Below are 19,315 nucleotides of genomic sequence, written 5' to 3'. Positions count from 1 at the left end.
TTCTCATCTAAACAAGATGGAGGTTTCAACATGGCCAGGCAAAAATCTTTTCCTACTCAACAAGATGGACGACTTTATCTAACCGAGGGAGGGACGGAAACGGAACTGATGTATAAGTACGGTTTTGATTTACCCCAGTTTGCCATGTCCCCCCTACTCGATAACCCCGCTGCGGTTGAAAAGATGAGAGAGATGTTCCGAAGTTATCTGGACGTCGCGGCGAAACATAAGGTCTGTGCACTTATGGGTGGGCTCGACTACCGCGCCAGTCCTGACTGGGGAGCGCTATTGGGCTACTCTGCACAAAGTCTCGCTGACGCCAATATTCAATGCATCGAGTTTCTTCGTGAGGTCGCAAAAGAGTACGCCACAGATATTCCGGAAGTTCTGTTCCAAGGTTTAATCGGACCACGAGGCGACGCCTATTCCACCAATCACAAGATCACGGAGAATGAAGCCGAAGACTATCACTCTGTTCAGTTAGAGACCTTGAAAAAAGCGGATGTCGATTTAGCGTTGGCCATCACCTTCAATAACATCCCTGAATCAATCGGTGTTGTCCGAGCAGCTCAGAAAATCGGTGTGCCTCTTGCCATTTCACTGACATTAGATAGTAGTTCGAAACTCAATTCAGGCCCCAGCTTAGCCGAGGCAATAAAAACGATTGATAGAGAAACAGACAACGCAGTCGAATTTTATTTAATCAACTGCTCTCATCCAGTGGAATATGAACCTGCGATTGAGAATAGTGACTGGATACATCGAATCAGAGGCGTTCGACCAAACGCGTCCAAGATGGAAAAACTCGCGCTGTGTAAGCTTGGACATCTCGAGGATGGCGATCCCGTAGAACTGGGCGAGCAATGTGGCGACCTGGCTAAACGATACCCGCACATGGACATTTGGGGTGGCTGTTGCGGAACCTGGGATAACCACTTGGACGAGATAGCCAAACAGGTCATCGCGGCTAAAACCAAAGAAGATTAGCTTACTTTTCGGTTTGAACTTACAACAAAGCTCTCTAACAAATGGGCTTTGTTTTTGTTTACTAAGAGAAAAGTGATAATGCTAACCAAAGACAACCACGTGACTCCAGAAGTGATCAATCAAGCCTATAGATAGCGCCCCCGCAACATTGCCGCTAGTTCACAAAATTTTTCATTTCCCAAGCATCACAACGGTGGCGATCTCATCACCCGACGTGGTACAGTCGGTGCCCCTATTATTCTCGATCACTTATCTATGGGCTGTATTTATCCGTAAACGTTTAAAAAGAGCTCAATCAGGAGGCACTTAACAACCTGATCGACCCAAGCGATTTTAACAATCGTAAATAACTATAAAAAATAAAAAAATAATACTTTTGAAGACAATAACGTATCCCTCGCTTTCGACTACTTGTTATTTTAGAGAGAGATTACACCCCAATGAACAACGCAACTGGTATAAATGAATTAAACCAGCTCAGTTCTGACAGAGAAAAAATGGTTGATATTGTCTTAATCGGAGGAGGTATCATGAGCGGGACGCTCGGTACATTCATCCAACAACTAGAGCCCAACTGGACAATAGAAATGTTTGAGCGCCTTGATGATGTCGCTCAAGAAAGTTCCAACGCATGGAATAACGCCGGAACGGGGCATGCCTCTCTTGCGGAATCTAATTATACGCCAGAGATGCCGAACGGCCAGGTCACGATAGGTAAAGCTGTTGATATTTATGAACAATTTCAATTGTCTCGTCAGTTTTGGTCCTATCTGGTAAAGGAAGGCACAATTAGTAACCCGGGTAGCTTTATCAAAAGTGCTCCTCATATGAGCTTCGTCACTGGCGAAAACAATGTCGAGTTTCTGCGTAAACGCTTCAAATTGCTTCGAACTATTCCTCTTTTTGATGGCATGGTTTATTCAGAAGATGAACAACAGATCCGCTCTTGGGCTCCATTACTGATGGAAAACCGCGATCCAAGCCAGCCTGTTGCGGCCACCCGTTCTCGTTTTGGTACTGATGTGAACTTTGGCGCTTTGACACATCACATGGTTGACGCCCTGGGAACAAATCACAACTTCAAACTCAACTTGCAACACGAAGTCCGTTCACTGAAACACCAGCCTGATGGTACCTGGAAATTAAAAGTGAAGGATTTTAGTAGCAACAAAACCCGTACTGTTCATACGAAATATGTATTTATAGGCGCAGGAGGCGCATCCCTTACGCTCCTGCAAAAATCAGGAATAAAAGCAGCCAAAAGCTATGGTGGTTTTCCTGTTGGTGGTCAATTCCTAGTGACCGAAAAACCTGACATCATTAAAGCCCACAAAGCCAAAGTATATGGCAAAGCCCCCGTCGGTGCCCCACCCATGTCGGTGCCACATATGGATACCCGAGTCATAGATGGAAAAGAAGTGGTTCTATTCGGCCCATTTGCAACCTTCTCAAGTAAGTTCCTGAAAAATGGTTCTTTATTAGACTTGTTTAATTCCGTACGCCCATCAAACTTACTGCCAATGACACAAGTAGGGATGAAGAGCTTTGATCTTATCAAATACCTTATCGGCCAGCTAACACAGAGCAATGAAGACCGAATGAATGCACTGCGCGAATTTTTCCCGTCGGCAGACATCAAGGATTGGTCTTTGGTACAAGCAGGTCAGCGCGTCCAAATCATAAAGCATGTGCCAGGTAAAGGTGGTGAATTACACCTCGGATCCGAACTTGTTCACGCTGAAGATGGTAGCCTCACCGCCTTATTAGGCGCATCACCAGGAGCATCTGTTTCGACTTCGATAATGCTTCAATTACTTGAACGTTGTTTCAGTAACGAGATGGCTTCGGATAAGTGGAAGCATAAAATTAAAGAAATGATTCCATCATATGGGTTGCCATTAATCGAACACCCTCAATTGAATCAGGAAATTTTACGTACAACGAGTGAAATACTGCACTTAGAGCAGGACTTACTTGAGGTTCGCTCGAGTAAAGAAAGCATAGTGGAGCAAAACGAACCAGTTTATGCCTGCAGGGCTTAATCTCCTGCGGTTTTCAACGTTTTATTCCCCTATTCTACTCAACTTCCATAACTAAAATACCGCCCGTCAAGGGCGGTATTTTTGTTCTTCAAATGCATGAAAGGTAAGGAAAAGCCTGAATCTGACATAAATTCCTGCAATTCTCAGTTCAAACCCAAATGCTCTTGTGGGCTCATTGAACGACTAAAAAGCAATCACTAAGAACATAAGAATAAATATAGCCACCTGTCGCTATATTTGTTAATGACAAAACACTCAACTAATAACTTTCAAAACTTGATCGAGGTCAAATTAGTGCTACTTTTTATGTATGGGTTCTCTGTTTTTGAGAGTACACCCATACAAGTCGAAGCTGATTTTTCATTTTCAGATAGCCGTTTTTTCATTTTCAGATAGCAGAAAGCTTGCAAGATTGTGACAAAGATGACTATCGGGATGACATCAAGAACAAATGAATTGGAACTTAGTCTTTGTGTGTGCCTAATATCCTGTTCATTATAAGGTACTGTTATGAAAGCGTTAATTACAATCTTATGTATGTTTTTTGCGTTTACCGCTACCGCTGGTGAACGGATGGTTCAAAACAACAAAAAACTATACTCAGATACATTTGCTAGTAAAGAAGAAGCGATCAATGCTGGTTTCAATATGTACGATTCACTAGCGAGCGCAAATGACAACCAGTTACGTTGGAAACTGAATCCTACTGGTCAAAGCGTTGTCGGACATAGTATGAATGTAGAAAGTGCTCAAGTGAGGGTTGAGGAAGTCCCAGTATCTCGAGGTACTGTTGAGTATCGTGCCATTGTTGACGTTGATTTCAACTACAGAGTTAATGAAGACGGTCGCTAAACGACAGGTTTTGAAATGAATTTATAAAAGGCGAACGACTCATGGAGTTGTTCGCCTTTTCTATTTAGGTATATGCAGATGGTATTTAGTTTAAACTAACAAATTTTTCTGTATTACCCGCTTCTTTCGCTGCTTTAAAATCTTTTGAAATACGTTCTAACTCTAAATATGCATAGCTATGCTCATTATAACTGCATACGTTCAAAGATATGGCTAACTTGTACACTGATAGCGCTCGGCTCATATCGCCATGTTCCATATAATACTTACCTAAATAAAAATAAGCTTCGGTAAGTCGCTGTGCCATCACTTTATTATCTGTTGTGCTATTAGTAACCAGTTTAACAGCATTTTCTTCAGTTATTTCGTTTAGCAGTATACCGGCTAACACCCAACCCCACTCATCGGTGCGGTTTTTATAACTCTCTTGTAACTTTGCCGTTGCTGCAGTTTTATCAACGTCCGATTCTATAATGTATAACCAGATAGCACGGAAAGGATCATTCGGGTTGTCCTCATGGAAAGTTTTCATGTCTTCCAGTGCAAGTTCTGGTCTTCCACCATAATAAAGTGCAATTGCACGGTTGTAGATAGCCTGCTTATTACTCGGATCCAATTCAAGAGATGAATAAAATGCGTCATAGGCAGCATCAAACTGACTCAGTTGGGTGTAGTACATCCCAAGCAGATTGTAGATATCAGGTTGTTGAGGGTTGATCTCCAGCGACTTGGCATAGTCTGTACTCGCCAAATCTCTTAACCCAATCTCATCATAATAGAGACCTCGTTTTAAATAGATTTCTGCACGAGCCTCATCGTCGAGTTCTTTATCTGTCAGGAGATGATTTAGTTTTGCAATATTAGCCTCTGCCATTGCATTCGGTTGCAACGGTACAGCCATAGCTGGATAAACTAATTGTTTTTCATTTCGGGTTGAGCTTTCTTGTGAAATGTCTTGCTCAACAGGGTTACATCCTGTCAAAACAATCAGCGCACCTAGACTATAAAACTTATACCATTTAACCATATCTTTACTCCAATTCTACTCCCTGAATCAGCTTGGGAGTCATTCGAGCACCTTTATAGCACAAAAAATAATCAAATTGCCAACTATTAACCAAATACTCAATAAGGATCTCATTGTTACTGATCTAGCTAGTGATCACTTTACTTAAATGTCTTTTCCTTACTGTCTATTTGCGTGATATCGAAATGCATAGCTCTCCACTCAAATTGGCTAATCATTATTTCGTCAAGCCATCAAGTGCTACTCGCAAGGGAGCATAAGAAAAACAAACACCAATGAACACAAACAATCAAAACAATGTTCACTTATTGATCATTATGTCCATTTGTGTTTTTATTGCTTCAGTGACCGATTAAAAAATGAGGAATGCAATAATGATTAAACTGATTATCACGGATATGGATGGGACGTTTCTAAACCGTCATGGGGATTACAACCGCGAATTATTCCAGCAAGTAGTCACCAGCATGCAAGAGCATGGTGTGAAGTTCGCCCCTTGTACTGGCAAGCAAGTTGAACGGGTTGAAGAACTATTCGGAGAACAAAGCAAAGATTTCTGGATACTCGGAGACAGCGCTACTCGTATCAAACATCAGGGACAGATTATTTATCAATCTCTTCTCAATAATGCGTTAGGTCTTAACATCATTCAGCAATTAGAGTCTATCCAAGGCTCGCATATCGTCATTGCGTGTACCCCCGAATTTGCTGCTATCAAACGAGATACACCCGAGCATTTACGCAACTTAGTAAGAACCTCTTATGCTGAGGTAAAATTGGTCGATTCATATACAGATATTGATTCTGATTTCGTAAAGATCACTGTTTATGATGAGAACAAACAGTGTCCACTAATTCGTCCTCAACTCTCTCACTTTGACGAACAAGCCTATATCGTTGTATCAGAAGCTGCATGGATCGATATTGCGAATGCTGGCGTTCACAAAGGAACCACCGTTGAAAAACTGCAATCCATCGTCGGAGCAACAGAAGCTGAAACCATGGTATTTGGAGACGGATTCAATGATATCGAGCTAATGGAACGTGCTCACTTTAGCTTTGCCATGCGTAATGCTTTTGAAGAAACGAAAGCGGCGGCAAACTATATTACCCGTTCAAATGATGAGGATGGTGTAATGCACACGATTTTACAGTTCCTAGCCCTGCAAACAAAATCATAACCTGTTCCTTAAGTTGGGCTGGCCACTTTAAAGCTGGAAATTCGATAAGCATAAACGAACAGATATGAACACAAAGCGTGTTTGTTTATAATGGTTGCACTAGTTCATGAATAGAAAATGATAATGGAAAAATTTTCACCAGAAGAACGCCATCAGTTAATCCTGAATTTACTCAAATCTCATAATAAAGTGATGGCAACTGACCTAGCCGTGCAACTTGGAACCACCGAAGCCACGATTCGTCGAGACTTACGTTTTCTAGCCAATGAAGGATTATGTAAACGAATTCATGGCGGTGCGCTGTCTCTCGTGCCACCGACAGGAACGCAAGAGCAACGCCTGGAGAACAGAAATAGCGAAAAACAGGCTTTAGCACTTGCGGCACTAACCATTATCAAAGCAGAACAAGTCATTTTCCTAGATGCCAGCAGTACCCATATGTTGCTCGCAAGCCTGTTACCTACTGATATCGGTTTAACGGTCGTAACTAACAGCCCAGCTATCGCCACCCGACTACTGGAAAGGCAACATATCAGAACCATTCTTATTGGTGGTGAATTGAATTATGCCGTTGGTGGAGCCATCGACATTACAGCCGTTGAAGCACTAAGCAAATTTCGATTTGATCTTTGTTTTATGGGGATTTGTGGATGGTCGTCTGAAGCAGGATTCAGCGCGATTCACTATCAGGATGGTGAGTTCAAACGCCATGCAGCATCAAAAGCTGGCGCAATTGTTGCGTTATGTACTGAGGACAAAATTGAAGCATTAGGCCCCTACCCATTTATGGAATCTAAGGACGTTGATTACCTAATCTGTTCTCCAAGCAATACGGTAGCAAAAGATTATTTCAGCCAATTAGATTGCACCGTGATTACCACTAATCCTCTTTAACGAAAAACTCTAAGGCTTCTAAAGTTGATATGCCGACTATCGTTCAGACAACTTGAATTAGGCCTATCAACTCTACCAAACACAAAGTTGGTAAGCCTCATTCGTCAATTGTCTGTTTACGTCCTTTTAATACCGCCTACCATTTTAGCGTTCGACTAAACTCTTCTCCTTAAATGAAACCTTTTTGATATAAGTTGGGAAAAATCTACCTGATTAATCTACACTTTCTACTTCCTACCAATTCATTTTTCGACGTTCCTTGAGGGAAACATCATGAGAATTTCACCTTTGGTATTCGCTTTACTTTCCGCCAGTGGGACCACTTGGGCGGCAAGTCCAGCAAAACCTTTTGCAGATACGATCTATGTTGGCGGCGAGATTATTACGGTTAATGACTCCGAACTTACCACTGAAGCTTTAGCGATTAAAAATGGTCGCATTTTAGCGGTCGGTAAAGAATCAGAATTGATGAAGTTACGAGATGATCATACGAAAATTGTCGATTTAGATGGTAAAACGATAATTCCAGGCTTTATCGATGGTCATGGACATGTTTTTAACACGGGCATTCAAGCATTATCTGCGAACTTACTTGCCGATCCTGATGGTAATGTAAATAGTATTGCGTCGCTGCAAGAAGAACTAAGATCTTGGGTGGCGAAGCCAGAAAACGGCAAGCATGGAATCATCCTGGGGTTTGGTTATGATGACTCACAGCTAAAAGAGCAAAGGCATCCTACTCGCCAAGAATTGGATGAAGTATCTAAAGACCTTCCGGTACTTATTATTCATCAGTCAGGTCACTTAGCAACGTTGAACACTAAAGCATTGGAGTTGGCAGGTTTGACGGCTGAGAGCACCGATCCTGATGGCGGTAAGATTCGTCGTGAGAGTGATGGAAAAACACCTAATGGTGTGCTGGAAGAAACTGCTTTCTTTGGGACCTTGCTACCGCTATTTGCCAAACTCAACGCCAAAGAGAATGAAGTCATTTTTAAAGCGGGTATGGAGCTTTACGCAAGTTTTGGTTATACCACCGCTCAGGAAGGCCGCGCTTCAACGTCGGCGGTGAAAACCATGTACGACTTAGCTCAATCGGGAAAACTCCCTATCGATGTGGCCGCGTATCCTGATATTCAAGTGGCTCAAGAGGTTATCTCTCCTCCGTATTACTCAAGTGAGTATTCTAATGGATTCCGCGTGGCAGGAGCTAAGCTTAATCTGGATGGTTCTCCTCAAGGCAAAACCGCTTGGCTAACGGAACCTTACCTTGTTCCACCTGTTGGTCAAGAGAAAGGCTACAAAGGTTACCCGAGTATGAGTGATGAACAAGCCGCTGAGCTTATAGAGTTAGCACACCGTAATGGGTGGCAATTGTTAACCCATGTCAACGGTGATGCTGCAATTGATCAATTGCTTAATGGTATTGAAGCGAGTGAGAAAAAACACGGTGTACCTGACCGAGGTTTTATCGCAATACATGCGCAGACCGCTCGTAAAGATCAAGTAGAGCGATTTAAGCGCTTGGGCGTTTTTCCGTCGTTTTTCCCAATGCACACTTTCTATTGGGGTGATTGGCACATGAATTCCGTTTTAGGCAAAGATCGAGCAGAGAATATCTCGCCAACAGGCTGGGCTCGAGATTTAGGCATGATTTATACCTCTCACCATGATTCTCCTGTGGCTCTACCTAACTCAATGCGTGTTTATTCCGCGACAGTTAACCGCGTAAGTCGTACTGGGCATGTTTTGGGGCCTAAACAACGCGTGTCGGCGCTGGACGGATTAAAATCGCAAACATTATGGGCGGCCACTCAATACAAAGAAGAGAAAAGCAAAGGTTCTCTGGAAGTAGGAAAACTCGCTGACTTGGTTATTTTGTCTGAGAACCCGCTCACGGCAAAACCTGAAACACTGGCCGATATCAAAGTATTAGAAACGATAAAAGAAGGGCTAACGGTATATTCAAGTGATCAACAAGTCGCCGCAGGTAGTTGCGTAAACACTAAGCGATGTCAGGAAATCGCAACTGCCACGATGATTTCTGCCGGACTATTGCATCACTCCCACTGATCTCTTTTTTCAGTCTCTTACTTTTAACAAACAATTAGGAAGCCAGTTGTGCTTCCTATTTGTTTAACCAACTCTATCTCTAAAATATGGATATATTTGAAAAACAACAATGAATCGCCGCGATTCACTGGCATACAGTTCGTTCTTACAGACTATTAGAGGACATTAATCATCTCGTTCAATCGTCAAAAAGGGCCTAACGTTAGTAATTTCAGATCCAAAAATTTTCTTACCCATGACCAAACTAAATGCAGTCTATGAAACAATCAGCAATCGTATTGAATGATAGCGCTTGTCTCATTCAATTTTCTACTGACTTAATGTAATAGTGGCAAGCCTGACCATGTTGTATAACAAGCTAAAACGCATGAAAAAACTTAATCTCATTTTTGTCGCTTTGATCCTTAACTTGTTAGTTGGGTGTTCCTCCGCTTCGGCCATAAGCCAAGATAAAACAAAAAGTTATTCCAGATCACATCAGCTTACAGGTAAAGCTTCATGGTATAGTCAAAAGTTTCACGGAAAACGTACAGCAAGTGGTGAGCGATATAACAAAGGAGCTTACACAGCGGCTCATAAAAGCTTACCTTTTGGAACAATCGTGAGAGTCACCAATACAGCAAACGCCAAAAAGGTAGATGTCAAAATCAATGATCGAGGTCCTTTTGTAAAAGGCAGAGTCATTGATCTTTCACAAGAAGCATTTGAGCAAATAGGCAGCATCAAAAAAGGCGTCGTGCCGATCAAAATTGAGATTATTGATGATAGTAATACCTTTAGGTATAAAAACTAAACCCCTGCTCGAATTCAGCTTGATAGTAAACAAGGCTCGACTAAAACCTTTCGTGATAGCCGTGAAATAACAGCTTTGCCATTCCCTTATGATAGGCTTTTAACAACAGCCACTGCTGCTAACAGCAAGAAAATCGCACCGCAACACTGATTGAAGATTCGCCCATTGGCTAAAAGTAGCGTTTTAACCTTATCAGCGAGTCTTGCCACGCTAAACTCTACAGCGAACTCGATGCAAAGAAAGCTGAATGTTATCACCAGGAACTGTGGAATAAATGCTTCTTCTGGGTTGATAAACTGAGCTAAAAAAGCCGTAAAAAATAACAATACTTTCGGGTTGGACAGTGCTGCAAAATACCCTTGCTTAAACAGCTCCTTAGGCAATACAGAAACCACATTTCTTGTTTGTTCTATGCTCACAGCTGATACGAAGAATAGCTTGAAACCTAACCAAGCAAGATACAATGCACCCAACCATTGAAGACCAATCATCAACTCAGGTTTTGCTTCTAGTAGCGTGCCTAAACCTAGCATTGCTACCGTGATCAATATGAAAAAGCCACTAATCCCCCCACATATCGTCCAAATTGTCTTTTTATAACCATATCGAGCACCATGACTTAGTGCCAAAAGTGAGTTTGGGCCCGGCACACAAGCAAGACCTAGAGCAGACAAAGCAAAGACACACCAAATTTCAAACGTCATAAATAACCGATTAATTGAGATACTGAATTGGGTTTAGTATCTCTCAGTTCCAAAATTGTTTATGGTATATTCTGGACGTAAAGTATGACTATTTAGACAAAGGGCGCAAGACAAATGAACGCAGAAAATGGTGTCCGGTTTCTATTGATACCTCTGAATAATTTTAACATGCTTCCGTTTGGCGGCTTCTTGGATAAACTCCGTTTTTCAGCAGATGAAGCCGATAACAGTCAACAACGGTATTGTTCATGGAAAATTTTATCTCACACCAAAGGATTAGTTGTCTCCAGTAGCGGGATCCCGATTGAAGTTGATCTCGACCCTAGCGAAGTTCAGCTTGCGGATTTTGACTATGTGGTTCTGTTTGGTAGTCGCACTGCGATTGAATCACAGCAACAATCAGCTTATTACCGCTCTTTTATTCGAACTATTGTCGCAAATGGAATACCAATAGTAAGCATCGATAACGCTTGCTTTACCCTTGCTGAGCTAGGGTTACTGAACCGTCACCAAATCGTGGTTCATTGGCGACATCATAGTGAATTCAAAGCGACCTACCCTAAAGTCGTCGTACGAGATGAACAACTTTATCATTTTGATCGCAAGCTGATCAGTTGTACTGGGGGAAGTGCCGCTATCGATCTTGCGGTGGCAATTTTGCAAAAACATGTTGGCCAGATAAAAGCAGAAAAAGGCTTAGCGGATATGCTGGTTGATGAAAACCGCAGTATGCAGCACCGCCTGAAATCGTCACATCAAGGACTATACCAGAATCGTCATATGGATAGAGCGGTCTCTTTAATGCAAGAAAACTTAGAGCAGACAATAACCGTTGAACAGGTTGCTACGCTCATTGGCATCAGCCGACGACAATTGGACCGTTTATTTCAGCAAAAGCTTGGCGTTTCCGCGCGTCACTATTGGCAAGAGTTGCGTTTACAACATGTGTACTGGCGATTGACGCATTCTAGCCATGACCTTGTGCAACTTGCAGATGAAGTTGGTGTAAGAGATATCAGCTATCTATGCAAGATTTTCAAAAAAAGATTTGGCATCACACCAGGGCAATGCCGTCGCGATCCAATAATTTAACTATGAGATGTGTTTATTTAAACCCTTTTCGAGGCTAATTTATTTTTTAATCTGTCTTTCTCGGCATTGCTAAATGATCAGAATGCAAAAGTGAAGATAACTTTATTGTTCGAGATAAATTGGCTGCTGACACAGCCAAAACGATACGATTATCTAATGAAAGAAGACTTATAAGTTTTAGGCAAGTTTATCTACTTTGAAAACTGATTTCACTTGTCACGTAAACAGGTATTTTTAATGTATTAGATTCAGACGGAACATATTCTAGTTTACTTAAAGCCTTTAACGCGATGAGATCCCACTCCCCCTCGGGAGATGACTCTACAATTGTAGGGTTAAATATCTCTCCATTCGAGTCTATTAAATAGTTGATTTGTACATAACCACCTATTTTTGGCACATCAATATGAGGCTTTAAACTGAACCTAAAATCTTCAGATGTCTGAACCCAATAATCTTGTAAATCCTGTAGCTCAACTTTAATTGGTGATTGTGTCAAATATACTTCCTGCTTTGATGCACAACCACTTAAAGCTAAAAGACTTATCGATAATAAACTCAAAATTCTCATTTACACTCCTTGTAAAATATAACACCTTGTTATGGGGTGAGTAGCATAATGCTGAAGCTTATTAAGCCACCTTATAATTTATAATCAACAGGTTGAATGGATAAAAGAAGGTTGGTTCACAAAATCGAGCATTCGCTCTAGGTTGACCTGATTGAAGGCTGACGATGAGTATTGCTAGCTTCAGCCACTGAAAAATGGAAAATTAGGCCTCACCTGTTAATGTTCTAGTCCAATTGTTTTAGAGTATGCCTCCTACGGTAGTCGATTTAACTAAACAGTGAATTTATGCAAAAAAACTCTGATCTTATCCATCAGGCCAATCGCGAAGCGTGTTGGGCGATACTTCTTGCTCTGGGCTACTTTGCCTGGTGGTACTGTGGTGCCTATGTTTTCTCTGCGCCAAAAGACGAACTGCAACTCCCTCAATTATACTGGGGCATGCCACTGTGGTTTGTATTGTCATGTGTACTTGGCCCCATCCTTTTCACCGTGCTATGCGCGCTAATGGTTAAATACCTTTATAAGGATATCCCTCTCGATAAATACGATGACGAACATTATGAATAGCCAGCTTATTATTCCTTTATGTATTTACCTTTTTGCGGTTTTCGCTCTGGCATTCCTGACTCGCCGTTATCACAAGCCGGGGAACTTTCTTACCGAATACTTCGTGGGAAGCCGCAGTATGGGAGGATTTGTCCTCGCCATGACGCTGGCGGCAACTTATGCGAGCGCCAGTAGCTTTATCGGCGGACCGGGAGCGGCTTACAAAATGGGACTGGGCTGGGTGTTGCTGGCAATGATCCAGCTGCCGGCTACCTGGCTGACTCTGGGCGTTCTCGGGAAAAAATTTGCGATAGAAGCAAGACGCCATAACGCGGTGACGATCAACGATATTTTATATGCCCGTTTTAAGAGCCGAAAAGTCGTGATCTTCTCTTCACTTGCTCTGCTTCTGGCCTTTTTCGGAACAATGGTAGTGCAATTTGTTGGGGGAGCCCGCCTGTTGCAAACTGTGCTTGGGATCAGCTATCAGAATGGGCTACTGTTATTCGCCTGTACAGTCGGCATATACACGACGATTGGTGGTTTCCGGGCTGTTGTTCTGACTGACACCGTTCAGGGGGTGATGATGGTCATCGGCACCATCGTTCTGCTGGCTGGTGTTATTCATGCTGGTGGGAGTCTGGAAAACCTGGTCACCAAACTTCACTCCATTGACCCTGCTCTGGTGACACCATATGGTCCGGATCATTTCCTGAGTCAGCCGTTCATCCTGAGCTTTTGGGTTCTGGTCTGTTTTGGCGTCATCGGGTTACCTCAGGCTGCTGTTCGATGCATGTCATACAAAGACAGCCCTTCTCTGCATAAAGGTATGGTGATCAGTACAATTATGATTGCATTACTGATGTTTGGAACTCACCTGACCGGAGCCTTAGGCAGAGCACTCGTGCCAGAGGTTGCCAGCCCGGATCAAATCATGCCAACACTGATGATGACGGTTCTGCCCCCGATGTTTGCCGGAATTTTTCTCGCAGGGCCAATGGCGGCCATTATGTCGACTATCGATTCACAGCTGATTCAAGCATCATCGACGCTGCTGAAAGACCTTTATATAAACTATATCAATCCCCAGATCGTTGAAGACAAGCGTGCAGACAGTAAACTGAACCGCATTTCACTGTGGACGACCGCTATCTTCGCCAGTCTGGTTTTTGTTGCTGCGACGAATCCCCCGGATATGATCATCTGGCTGAACCTTGTGGCATTGGGTGGTCTGCAGGCCGTATTTTTATGGCCGCTGGTATTTGGTTTGTACTGGTCAAAAGCCTCGGCTACCGGCGCGTTTAGCTCCATGGTCATTGGGCTCGGTGTATACATCAGCTTAGTTTGGCTCAAACCCGATATGGCTGGTGTCCACCCCATCGTTCCGACGATGATTACTGGCATGCTTGCTTTTGTTATCGGCAGCTTATTGAAACCGAATGCAGCTAATAACGAACAGTTAGTATCAGTCAATTAAAAGAGCTAAACATATTTCACACAGAAAGAGCGATAGTTGATATAAGCGACATATATCGCTCTCTCTTTTTTACACTCAAGACCAAAACTGAACTACGTAAAGGTCGATTATGATTTAGTTGTTACACTCTTTTTTCACTTACATCCACTTGTAAAGAGTTTAGAGCTTTAATGCGATCATATCTGATTTGAAGAAGTGTATTTAAGTCTTAGTCGCTTTTAATAACTGTGTTATCAAACTTATATTTCTTTTAATAATACACCCGATCACGCTCATTGATATTCCATAGTACTTGGTAGGGTTAATTATAATGATAGGTTTAACGTATAATAGGAATATTTTAAATAGAGTAAGATTAGCCAAAATATATGATAACTAGAGAGGCCCTCAGGAGCTATTTAGCCTCTCTAGGTAGGTTGTACTCTTAGACACTTTTAATAATCGGACAACTAGGGGGGAATGGTCCGATTAAAATCTGTATTGAATTATAGCTGCCATGGATGAGTTCCACGTACTGCTAATAATTATTCAGTGCAATAACAGCTTCTAAAACTTAACATTTATGGACTTACCACCAAGCTTCCATCTGTATACCAAAGCTCAGTTGACTATCCTTGTTATCAGCAAAAGGCGTTTCATCATTCGCTTTTAGATATGTAGAATAAATTCTGATCTCAGGTCTCAGGAATTGGCTTTCACCAACTGAAAGAACCTGTGCTAGCGTTACTTTATGGCCTTGGTATTCTTCAGTTGTTGAGCCAGACGTTTCTTCACGACCAAACCAAGATACCTCAATGGCGGATTTACTGTATTTATTCCAAATGTATTCGGGACGGAAAGCTACTGATAATTCTTGAGCCTTATCATAGCCTAAGCCATCACCTAAATTATCAGCGTAGGCATAAGCAATAGCGTGATTGGCGATAATGTTATCCGACAGGTACTCTTCACCATAGTTGGCTACCCTAAAGCCTTTAGCACTACTAAAATCTGAATTTGCCTGAAGATAATAACCGTGATTCACCATATTAGGTGCAAAACCATGATCCGCATACTGAATAACAGTTTCGTTAAACCCATTGTCTAAAGGTGCAGTAATAATAAACGATGTCTGCAATGAATTTTCCGACTTATAATTTATTCCATTATCTTCGTTATATTTTTGCGCATCGTTTTTATTCACTAGAGCATAGTCAATTAAAACCTCTCCTTTTACATCATTAAACAGAGGTAAATTCGCGTATCTAATATCTAATATATTAGTATTATTTAAAGTATTACTTGCTTCTGAATCAGAAACTTTCACATCAGCATAAGAATCGTTTCTTATCCAGGCCAAAGATAAGTTTCCTGGACCCACATTAACATGATCAATACCAGCACCAGGGCCGAATACACCGATTAGTTTATAGTCAAACATTTGCAATTCACGAGACTTATAACTTCTTTTACCTACCCAAATGGAAGCATCAGGTAGAGAAGGGATATATCCATACCCTTCTAAGAAATACTGTGTAATTGCCATCGGGTTATTGGTTGACGATAAACTCTCATCGTCAGAAGATGAGTCAACGCCCACTGACTCCCAGTTGTTTCGCATATCCATATTACCCTCAGCATCAACACGAATATCAAATCGACGCTCGGTCTCATCACTGAAAATTTGATGCTGCAATGCTATATCGTAGTAACCATCAACTTCATTGCCAAATCGTCCTAAATTGTTTAATCGATAACTTTTCATTTCACCGTTTGTTGAAGTAAATACACCACCTCGAACGTATCCATGGAAGTCAACGGCATAGCTGCTACTGGAGCCTAAAACCAAGGCTAAAGATATACATTTAATTAATTTATTTTGTTTTAATAACATTTTATTTCCCTATAAAATATGCAATAAGAATTCATACGCCTGATTTACACAGGCGCTGAATAAATATTAATTACTTAAATTGAAGTTATTTATTAAAGAGTGTTTTCCCGTTGGTACTGATTACTTCTTTATACCAATTAAAACTTTTCTTTTTGTATCTATTTAATGTGCCAACACGTTCATCATTAATATCGACGTAAATAAACCCATAGCGTTTTTTAAGCTGACCAGTAGATGAGCTTACGATGTCAATAGGTCCCCAACTTGTATAACCAAGAAGTTCGACACCATCATCAATTGCATTTTTACTTTCAATAAGATGATCTTTCAAATACTCGATTCGATAATCGTCGTTTACCTGATTGTTCTCGTCAATGGTATCGATTGCTCCAAGACCATTTTCGACAATAAACAAAGGCTTTTTATATCTATCGTAAAGTACGTTAAGCGTGTATCTCAAACCTTGAGGATCGAGCTGCCATCCAAAATCAGAAGTCGCTAAGTAAGGATTTTTAACGCCACCAAGAATGTTACCATCCGTGGTTTCTTTATCTTCAGGGTTAGCACTGTACGCACAGCTCATGTAGTAACTAAAGCTAACAAAATCGACCATGTTATCTTTCAGCGCTTCTACATCCCCTTCTGCAAACTCTATTTTGATGCCTTTTTTCTCAAAGTAGCCTTTGGCAAAATTAGAATATTCACCTAGCGCCTGAATATCACTAAACAATAATTGCTCTTGTTGCTGCTCGTAAGCCGCCTGAACATCAGCCGGATTACAGCTATACGGATAAAATGGAATAAAGGCTAACATACAACCAATTTGCGCATCCGGTATTATCTTATGACACTCACCCACAGCCAACGCGCTGGCAACAAATTGATGGTGTGCTGCCTGATAGATAATCTGTTCGCGATTTTCATCAGACTCGTCCAACAACAAACCACCACCAGTAAATGGGAAGTGAGAAATGATGTTGATTTCATTAAACGTCAACCACAGTTTCACCTGATTTTTATAACGCTCAAATAGAGTTTTTGAGTAGCGAACATAAAGGTCAATCAGTTTTCTGTCACGCCAACCACCATATTTTTTAACCAAAGCTAACGGCATATCGTAATGACAAATGGTTACCATAGGCTGGATATTGTGTTTAAGCAGTTCGTTAAACACATCTTCATAATACTTTAAACCAATTTCACTCGGTTCAGCGTCATCACCGTTAGGATAAATACGAGTCCAGGCGACAGAAAGACGTAAACACTTAAAGCCCATTTCGGCAAATAATGCAATGTCGTCCTTATAGCGGTGATAAAAGTCTATCGCATCATGAAAAGGATAATGACCTTCATCTGAATCCATAATTTTACCGGCAATACCATTAGGCAGAACATCGGCAACAGACAGGCCTTTTCCATCGATATTATAAGCACCTTCACATTGGTTAGCCGCTAGAGCGCCACCCCATAGGAAGCCTTCTGGAAATACTTTGTCTTTGTTCATATACATCTCGTCTTTATTTATTTGTTTCTACAACTGAACTTTTTACATCTTCAAAGCCAATAAGTCTGGTTAACACTGCTGCACTGATAAACGACACCAAACATCCAACAATGAAATAGACAAATTTAGGACCAAAGAAGAATGCCAATCCAGCTAGTGGCCCAGTACCAATACCGGTAGAACCAATTTGGAATAGCCCCATAACAGCGCCACCCAAAGCACCACCAATACACGCCGCGATAAGTGGTTTTTTCAATCTCAGGGTTACACCAAAGATGGCAGGTTCTGTAATACCAATAATGGCATTGACACCAGCACCACCTACAATCGATTTAAATGCTTTATTTTTGGTCATCAGGAAGACCATGAAAGTCGCACCTGCTTGAGCAGAGTTCGCCGCAATACCAATAGCCATAATGTAATCAAAGCCGGTTTGCGAAATAGATTCAAACATCACAGGGAGGAATCCGTAATGCATACCAGTAATAACGATTGGCGCATACAAACCACCAAGTAAAGCACCGGCAAAGATACCCGCAACGCTATATATTTGAATAAAAGTAGAAGCAATCACGTTACCAATAACAGAGCCTAGAGGACCCAAAACAGCCAACATTACTGGCGCAACGATCATAAGAGTTAACACAGGCTGGAAAACACCTTTTAAAGAGCTAGGTACGAATGATGCCAAAAATTTCTCAACGTATGACATAAACCATATTGTAAGAATGATCGGTAACACTGAGCTCATATAAAGGGTTGATTTAAGTGGGATGCCAAATAGATGCATAAAATCACCACTACTTTGCATCAATGCTTGCAATTGAGGGTGGATGAGAATTCCGCCAAGAGCCGCGCCTATATATGGGTTACATTTAAACTTCAGAGCAGAACTCACACCAAGAATAACGGGCAAGAAATAGAACGCTGCGTCTCCAATAACAGTGAGAACTTTGATAGTTTCACTGTCTGCAGGAACAAGGCCAAAAGAGGTGAGCATTACGATAATGCCTTTTAATAAGCCGGCACCGACAATTGCAGGAATGATCGGAGAAAAGATACCAGCAATAGCGTCCAGAATCGTTGCTAGCAGCCCTTTTTTCTCTGCTTCTACACTGCTTGTTTTACTTTCATCTGTCGCAGAAGAATCCGTTCCGTAAACAATAGCCTTTAGCTCTTCGAATACATCAGAAACGCGGTTACCTAGTATTACCTGTAGTTGACCACTGTTTTCATTAACACCGAGAACGCCTGGAATCTCGGAAATCGAAGATTTATCTACAGAATCAAACGAGTTCAGTGTGATTCTGAGTCTGGTAATACAGTGAGTTAAGTGGCCGATGTTACCGTTACCCCCGATAAGCGGTAAGATCTCACTGGCAATTTTCTTATTGTCCATACTAATTCCTTTTAAAAGCTAACTAAGAACTAATCAAGTTCCTGGTACCCAAACATACAGATAACTAAGTAGTAAGACTTGACTGAGTTAACCCATTTTATTGTCTCTATGAGACAAACTAACAAAACCATCAATTAGGAAACGAGTGAAAATCGTCACATTCCGGTGCGAACAAACAAAACCTCAAAACTTTAATGCCTTGTATTTAAAGAACTAATTCTTTTCTGACCTAACGATCTGTGATTGTCAGCCAAGCTCAGTTTCTATTTCTCTACCTCGTCGCCATAAATCGGATACTAA

The 19,315-nt window shown here is 41.5% G+C and carries 16 protein-coding genes; 10 read left to right on the top strand and 6 right to left on the bottom strand.

The window, feature by feature from the left end; genetic code table 11:
- Positions 1-30: 30 nt before the first annotated feature.
- The 3 genes from VER99_RS06705 to VER99_RS06695 all read left to right on the top strand — a co-directional run bounded on the left by VER99_RS06705 (position 31) and on the right by VER99_RS06695 (position 3,881).
- Positions 31-987 carry a homocysteine S-methyltransferase family protein gene (locus tag VER99_RS06705; RefSeq protein ID WP_020333179.1) on the top strand — a complete coding sequence of 319 codons (957 nt, stop codon included), beginning with the start codon at positions 31-33 and terminating at the stop codon, positions 985-987.
- Between the two features lie 440 nt (positions 988-1,427).
- On the top strand, positions 1,428-3,029 hold the full coding sequence (gene mqo, locus VER99_RS06700) for a malate dehydrogenase (quinone) (RefSeq protein ID WP_020333178.1): 1,602 nt from the start codon (positions 1,428-1,430) through the stop codon (positions 3,027-3,029).
- Between the two features lie 510 nt (positions 3,030-3,539).
- On the top strand, positions 3,540-3,881 hold the full coding sequence (locus VER99_RS06695; RefSeq protein WP_014231685.1) for a DUF3316 domain-containing protein: 342 nt from the start codon (positions 3,540-3,542) through the stop codon (positions 3,879-3,881).
- Positions 3,882-3,966: 85 nt separating this feature from the next.
- Here VER99_RS06695 and nlpI read toward each other — a convergent pair whose 3' ends face one another.
- Entirely contained in the window at positions 3,967-4,908 is a 942-nt protein-coding gene (gene nlpI, locus VER99_RS06690; RefSeq protein ID WP_020333177.1) for a lipoprotein NlpI, read from the bottom strand.
- A 374-nt stretch (positions 4,909-5,282) separates the two neighbouring features.
- On the opposite strand from nlpI, the gene VER99_RS06685 reads away from it, so the two are divergent.
- The 4 genes from VER99_RS06685 to VER99_RS06670 all read left to right on the top strand — a co-directional run bounded on the left by VER99_RS06685 (position 5,283) and on the right by VER99_RS06670 (position 9,849).
- Positions 5,283-6,089 (top strand): HAD family hydrolase, encoded by an 807-nt coding sequence (locus VER99_RS06685; protein WP_020333176.1) that lies wholly within the window; start codon positions 5,283-5,285, stop codon positions 6,087-6,089.
- A gap of 123 nt (positions 6,090-6,212) precedes the next feature.
- The gene (locus tag VER99_RS06680; RefSeq protein ID WP_014231683.1) at positions 6,213-6,983 is read left to right on the top strand and encodes a DeoR/GlpR family DNA-binding transcription regulator; all 771 of its coding nucleotides are present in this window, start codon (positions 6,213-6,215) and stop codon (positions 6,981-6,983) included.
- A gap of 273 nt (positions 6,984-7,256) precedes the next feature.
- Positions 7,257-9,056, top strand: coding sequence for an amidohydrolase (locus VER99_RS06675; RefSeq protein ID WP_020333174.1), 1,800 nt, complete (start codon positions 7,257-7,259; stop codon positions 9,054-9,056).
- Between the two features lie 367 nt (positions 9,057-9,423).
- Complete coding sequence (locus VER99_RS06670; RefSeq protein WP_049873810.1) at positions 9,424-9,849, top strand: septal ring lytic transglycosylase RlpA family protein; 426 nt, start codon at positions 9,424-9,426, stop codon at positions 9,847-9,849.
- An 86-nt stretch (positions 9,850-9,935) separates the two neighbouring features.
- On the opposite strand, the gene VER99_RS06665 is transcribed toward VER99_RS06670, so the two are convergent.
- Positions 9,936-10,553, bottom strand: coding sequence for a LysE family translocator (locus tag VER99_RS06665; protein ID WP_020333172.1), 618 nt, complete (start codon positions 10,551-10,553; stop codon positions 9,936-9,938).
- Positions 10,554-10,667: 114 nt separating this feature from the next.
- Between VER99_RS06665 and VER99_RS06660 the strand changes: the two genes are divergently transcribed.
- Positions 10,668-11,645, top strand: a complete 978-nt coding sequence (locus VER99_RS06660; RefSeq protein WP_020333171.1) for a GlxA family transcriptional regulator — start codon at positions 10,668-10,670, stop codon at positions 11,643-11,645.
- 187 nt (positions 11,646-11,832) lie between these two features.
- Here VER99_RS06660 and VER99_RS06655 read toward each other — a convergent pair whose 3' ends face one another.
- The gene (locus VER99_RS06655; protein WP_014231678.1) at positions 11,833-12,216 is read right to left on the bottom strand and encodes an energy transducer TonB; all 384 of its coding nucleotides are present in this window, start codon (positions 12,214-12,216) and stop codon (positions 11,833-11,835) included.
- 285 nt (positions 12,217-12,501) lie between these two features.
- Between VER99_RS06655 and VER99_RS06650 the strand changes: the two genes are divergently transcribed.
- A complete protein-coding gene (locus VER99_RS06650; RefSeq protein WP_014231677.1) occupies positions 12,502-12,783 on the top strand; it encodes a YhdT family protein in 282 nt (93 codons plus the stop codon).
- Entirely contained in the window at positions 12,776-14,239 is a 1,464-nt protein-coding gene (gene panF, locus VER99_RS06645) for a sodium/pantothenate symporter (protein ID WP_020333170.1), read from the top strand. The genes VER99_RS06650 and panF overlap by 8 nt, the downstream gene beginning before the upstream one ends.
- A gap of 568 nt (positions 14,240-14,807) precedes the next feature.
- On the opposite strand, the gene VER99_RS06640 is transcribed toward panF, so the two are convergent.
- The 3 genes from VER99_RS06640 to VER99_RS06630 form a co-directional block, all read right to left on the bottom strand.
- The gene (locus VER99_RS06640) at positions 14,808-16,112 is read right to left on the bottom strand and encodes a carbohydrate porin (protein WP_020333169.1); all 1,305 of its coding nucleotides are present in this window, start codon (positions 16,110-16,112) and stop codon (positions 14,808-14,810) included.
- Between the two features lie 85 nt (positions 16,113-16,197).
- Positions 16,198-17,616, bottom strand: a complete 1,419-nt coding sequence (locus VER99_RS06635; RefSeq protein WP_020333168.1) for a 6-phospho-beta-glucosidase — start codon at positions 17,614-17,616, stop codon at positions 16,198-16,200.
- Between the two features lie 13 nt (positions 17,617-17,629).
- Positions 17,630-19,015 (bottom strand): PTS transporter subunit EIIC, encoded by a 1,386-nt coding sequence (locus VER99_RS06630; RefSeq protein ID WP_020333167.1) that lies wholly within the window; start codon positions 19,013-19,015, stop codon positions 17,630-17,632.
- Positions 19,016-19,315 lie beyond the last annotated feature (300 nt).

It is taken from the genome of Vibrio natriegens NBRC 15636 = ATCC 14048 = DSM 759 (genome assembly GCF_035621455.1).
GTDB lineage: Bacteria > Pseudomonadota > Gammaproteobacteria > Enterobacterales > Vibrionaceae > Vibrio > Vibrio natriegens.
This window is presented reverse-complemented; position numbering and strand designations above follow the sequence as displayed.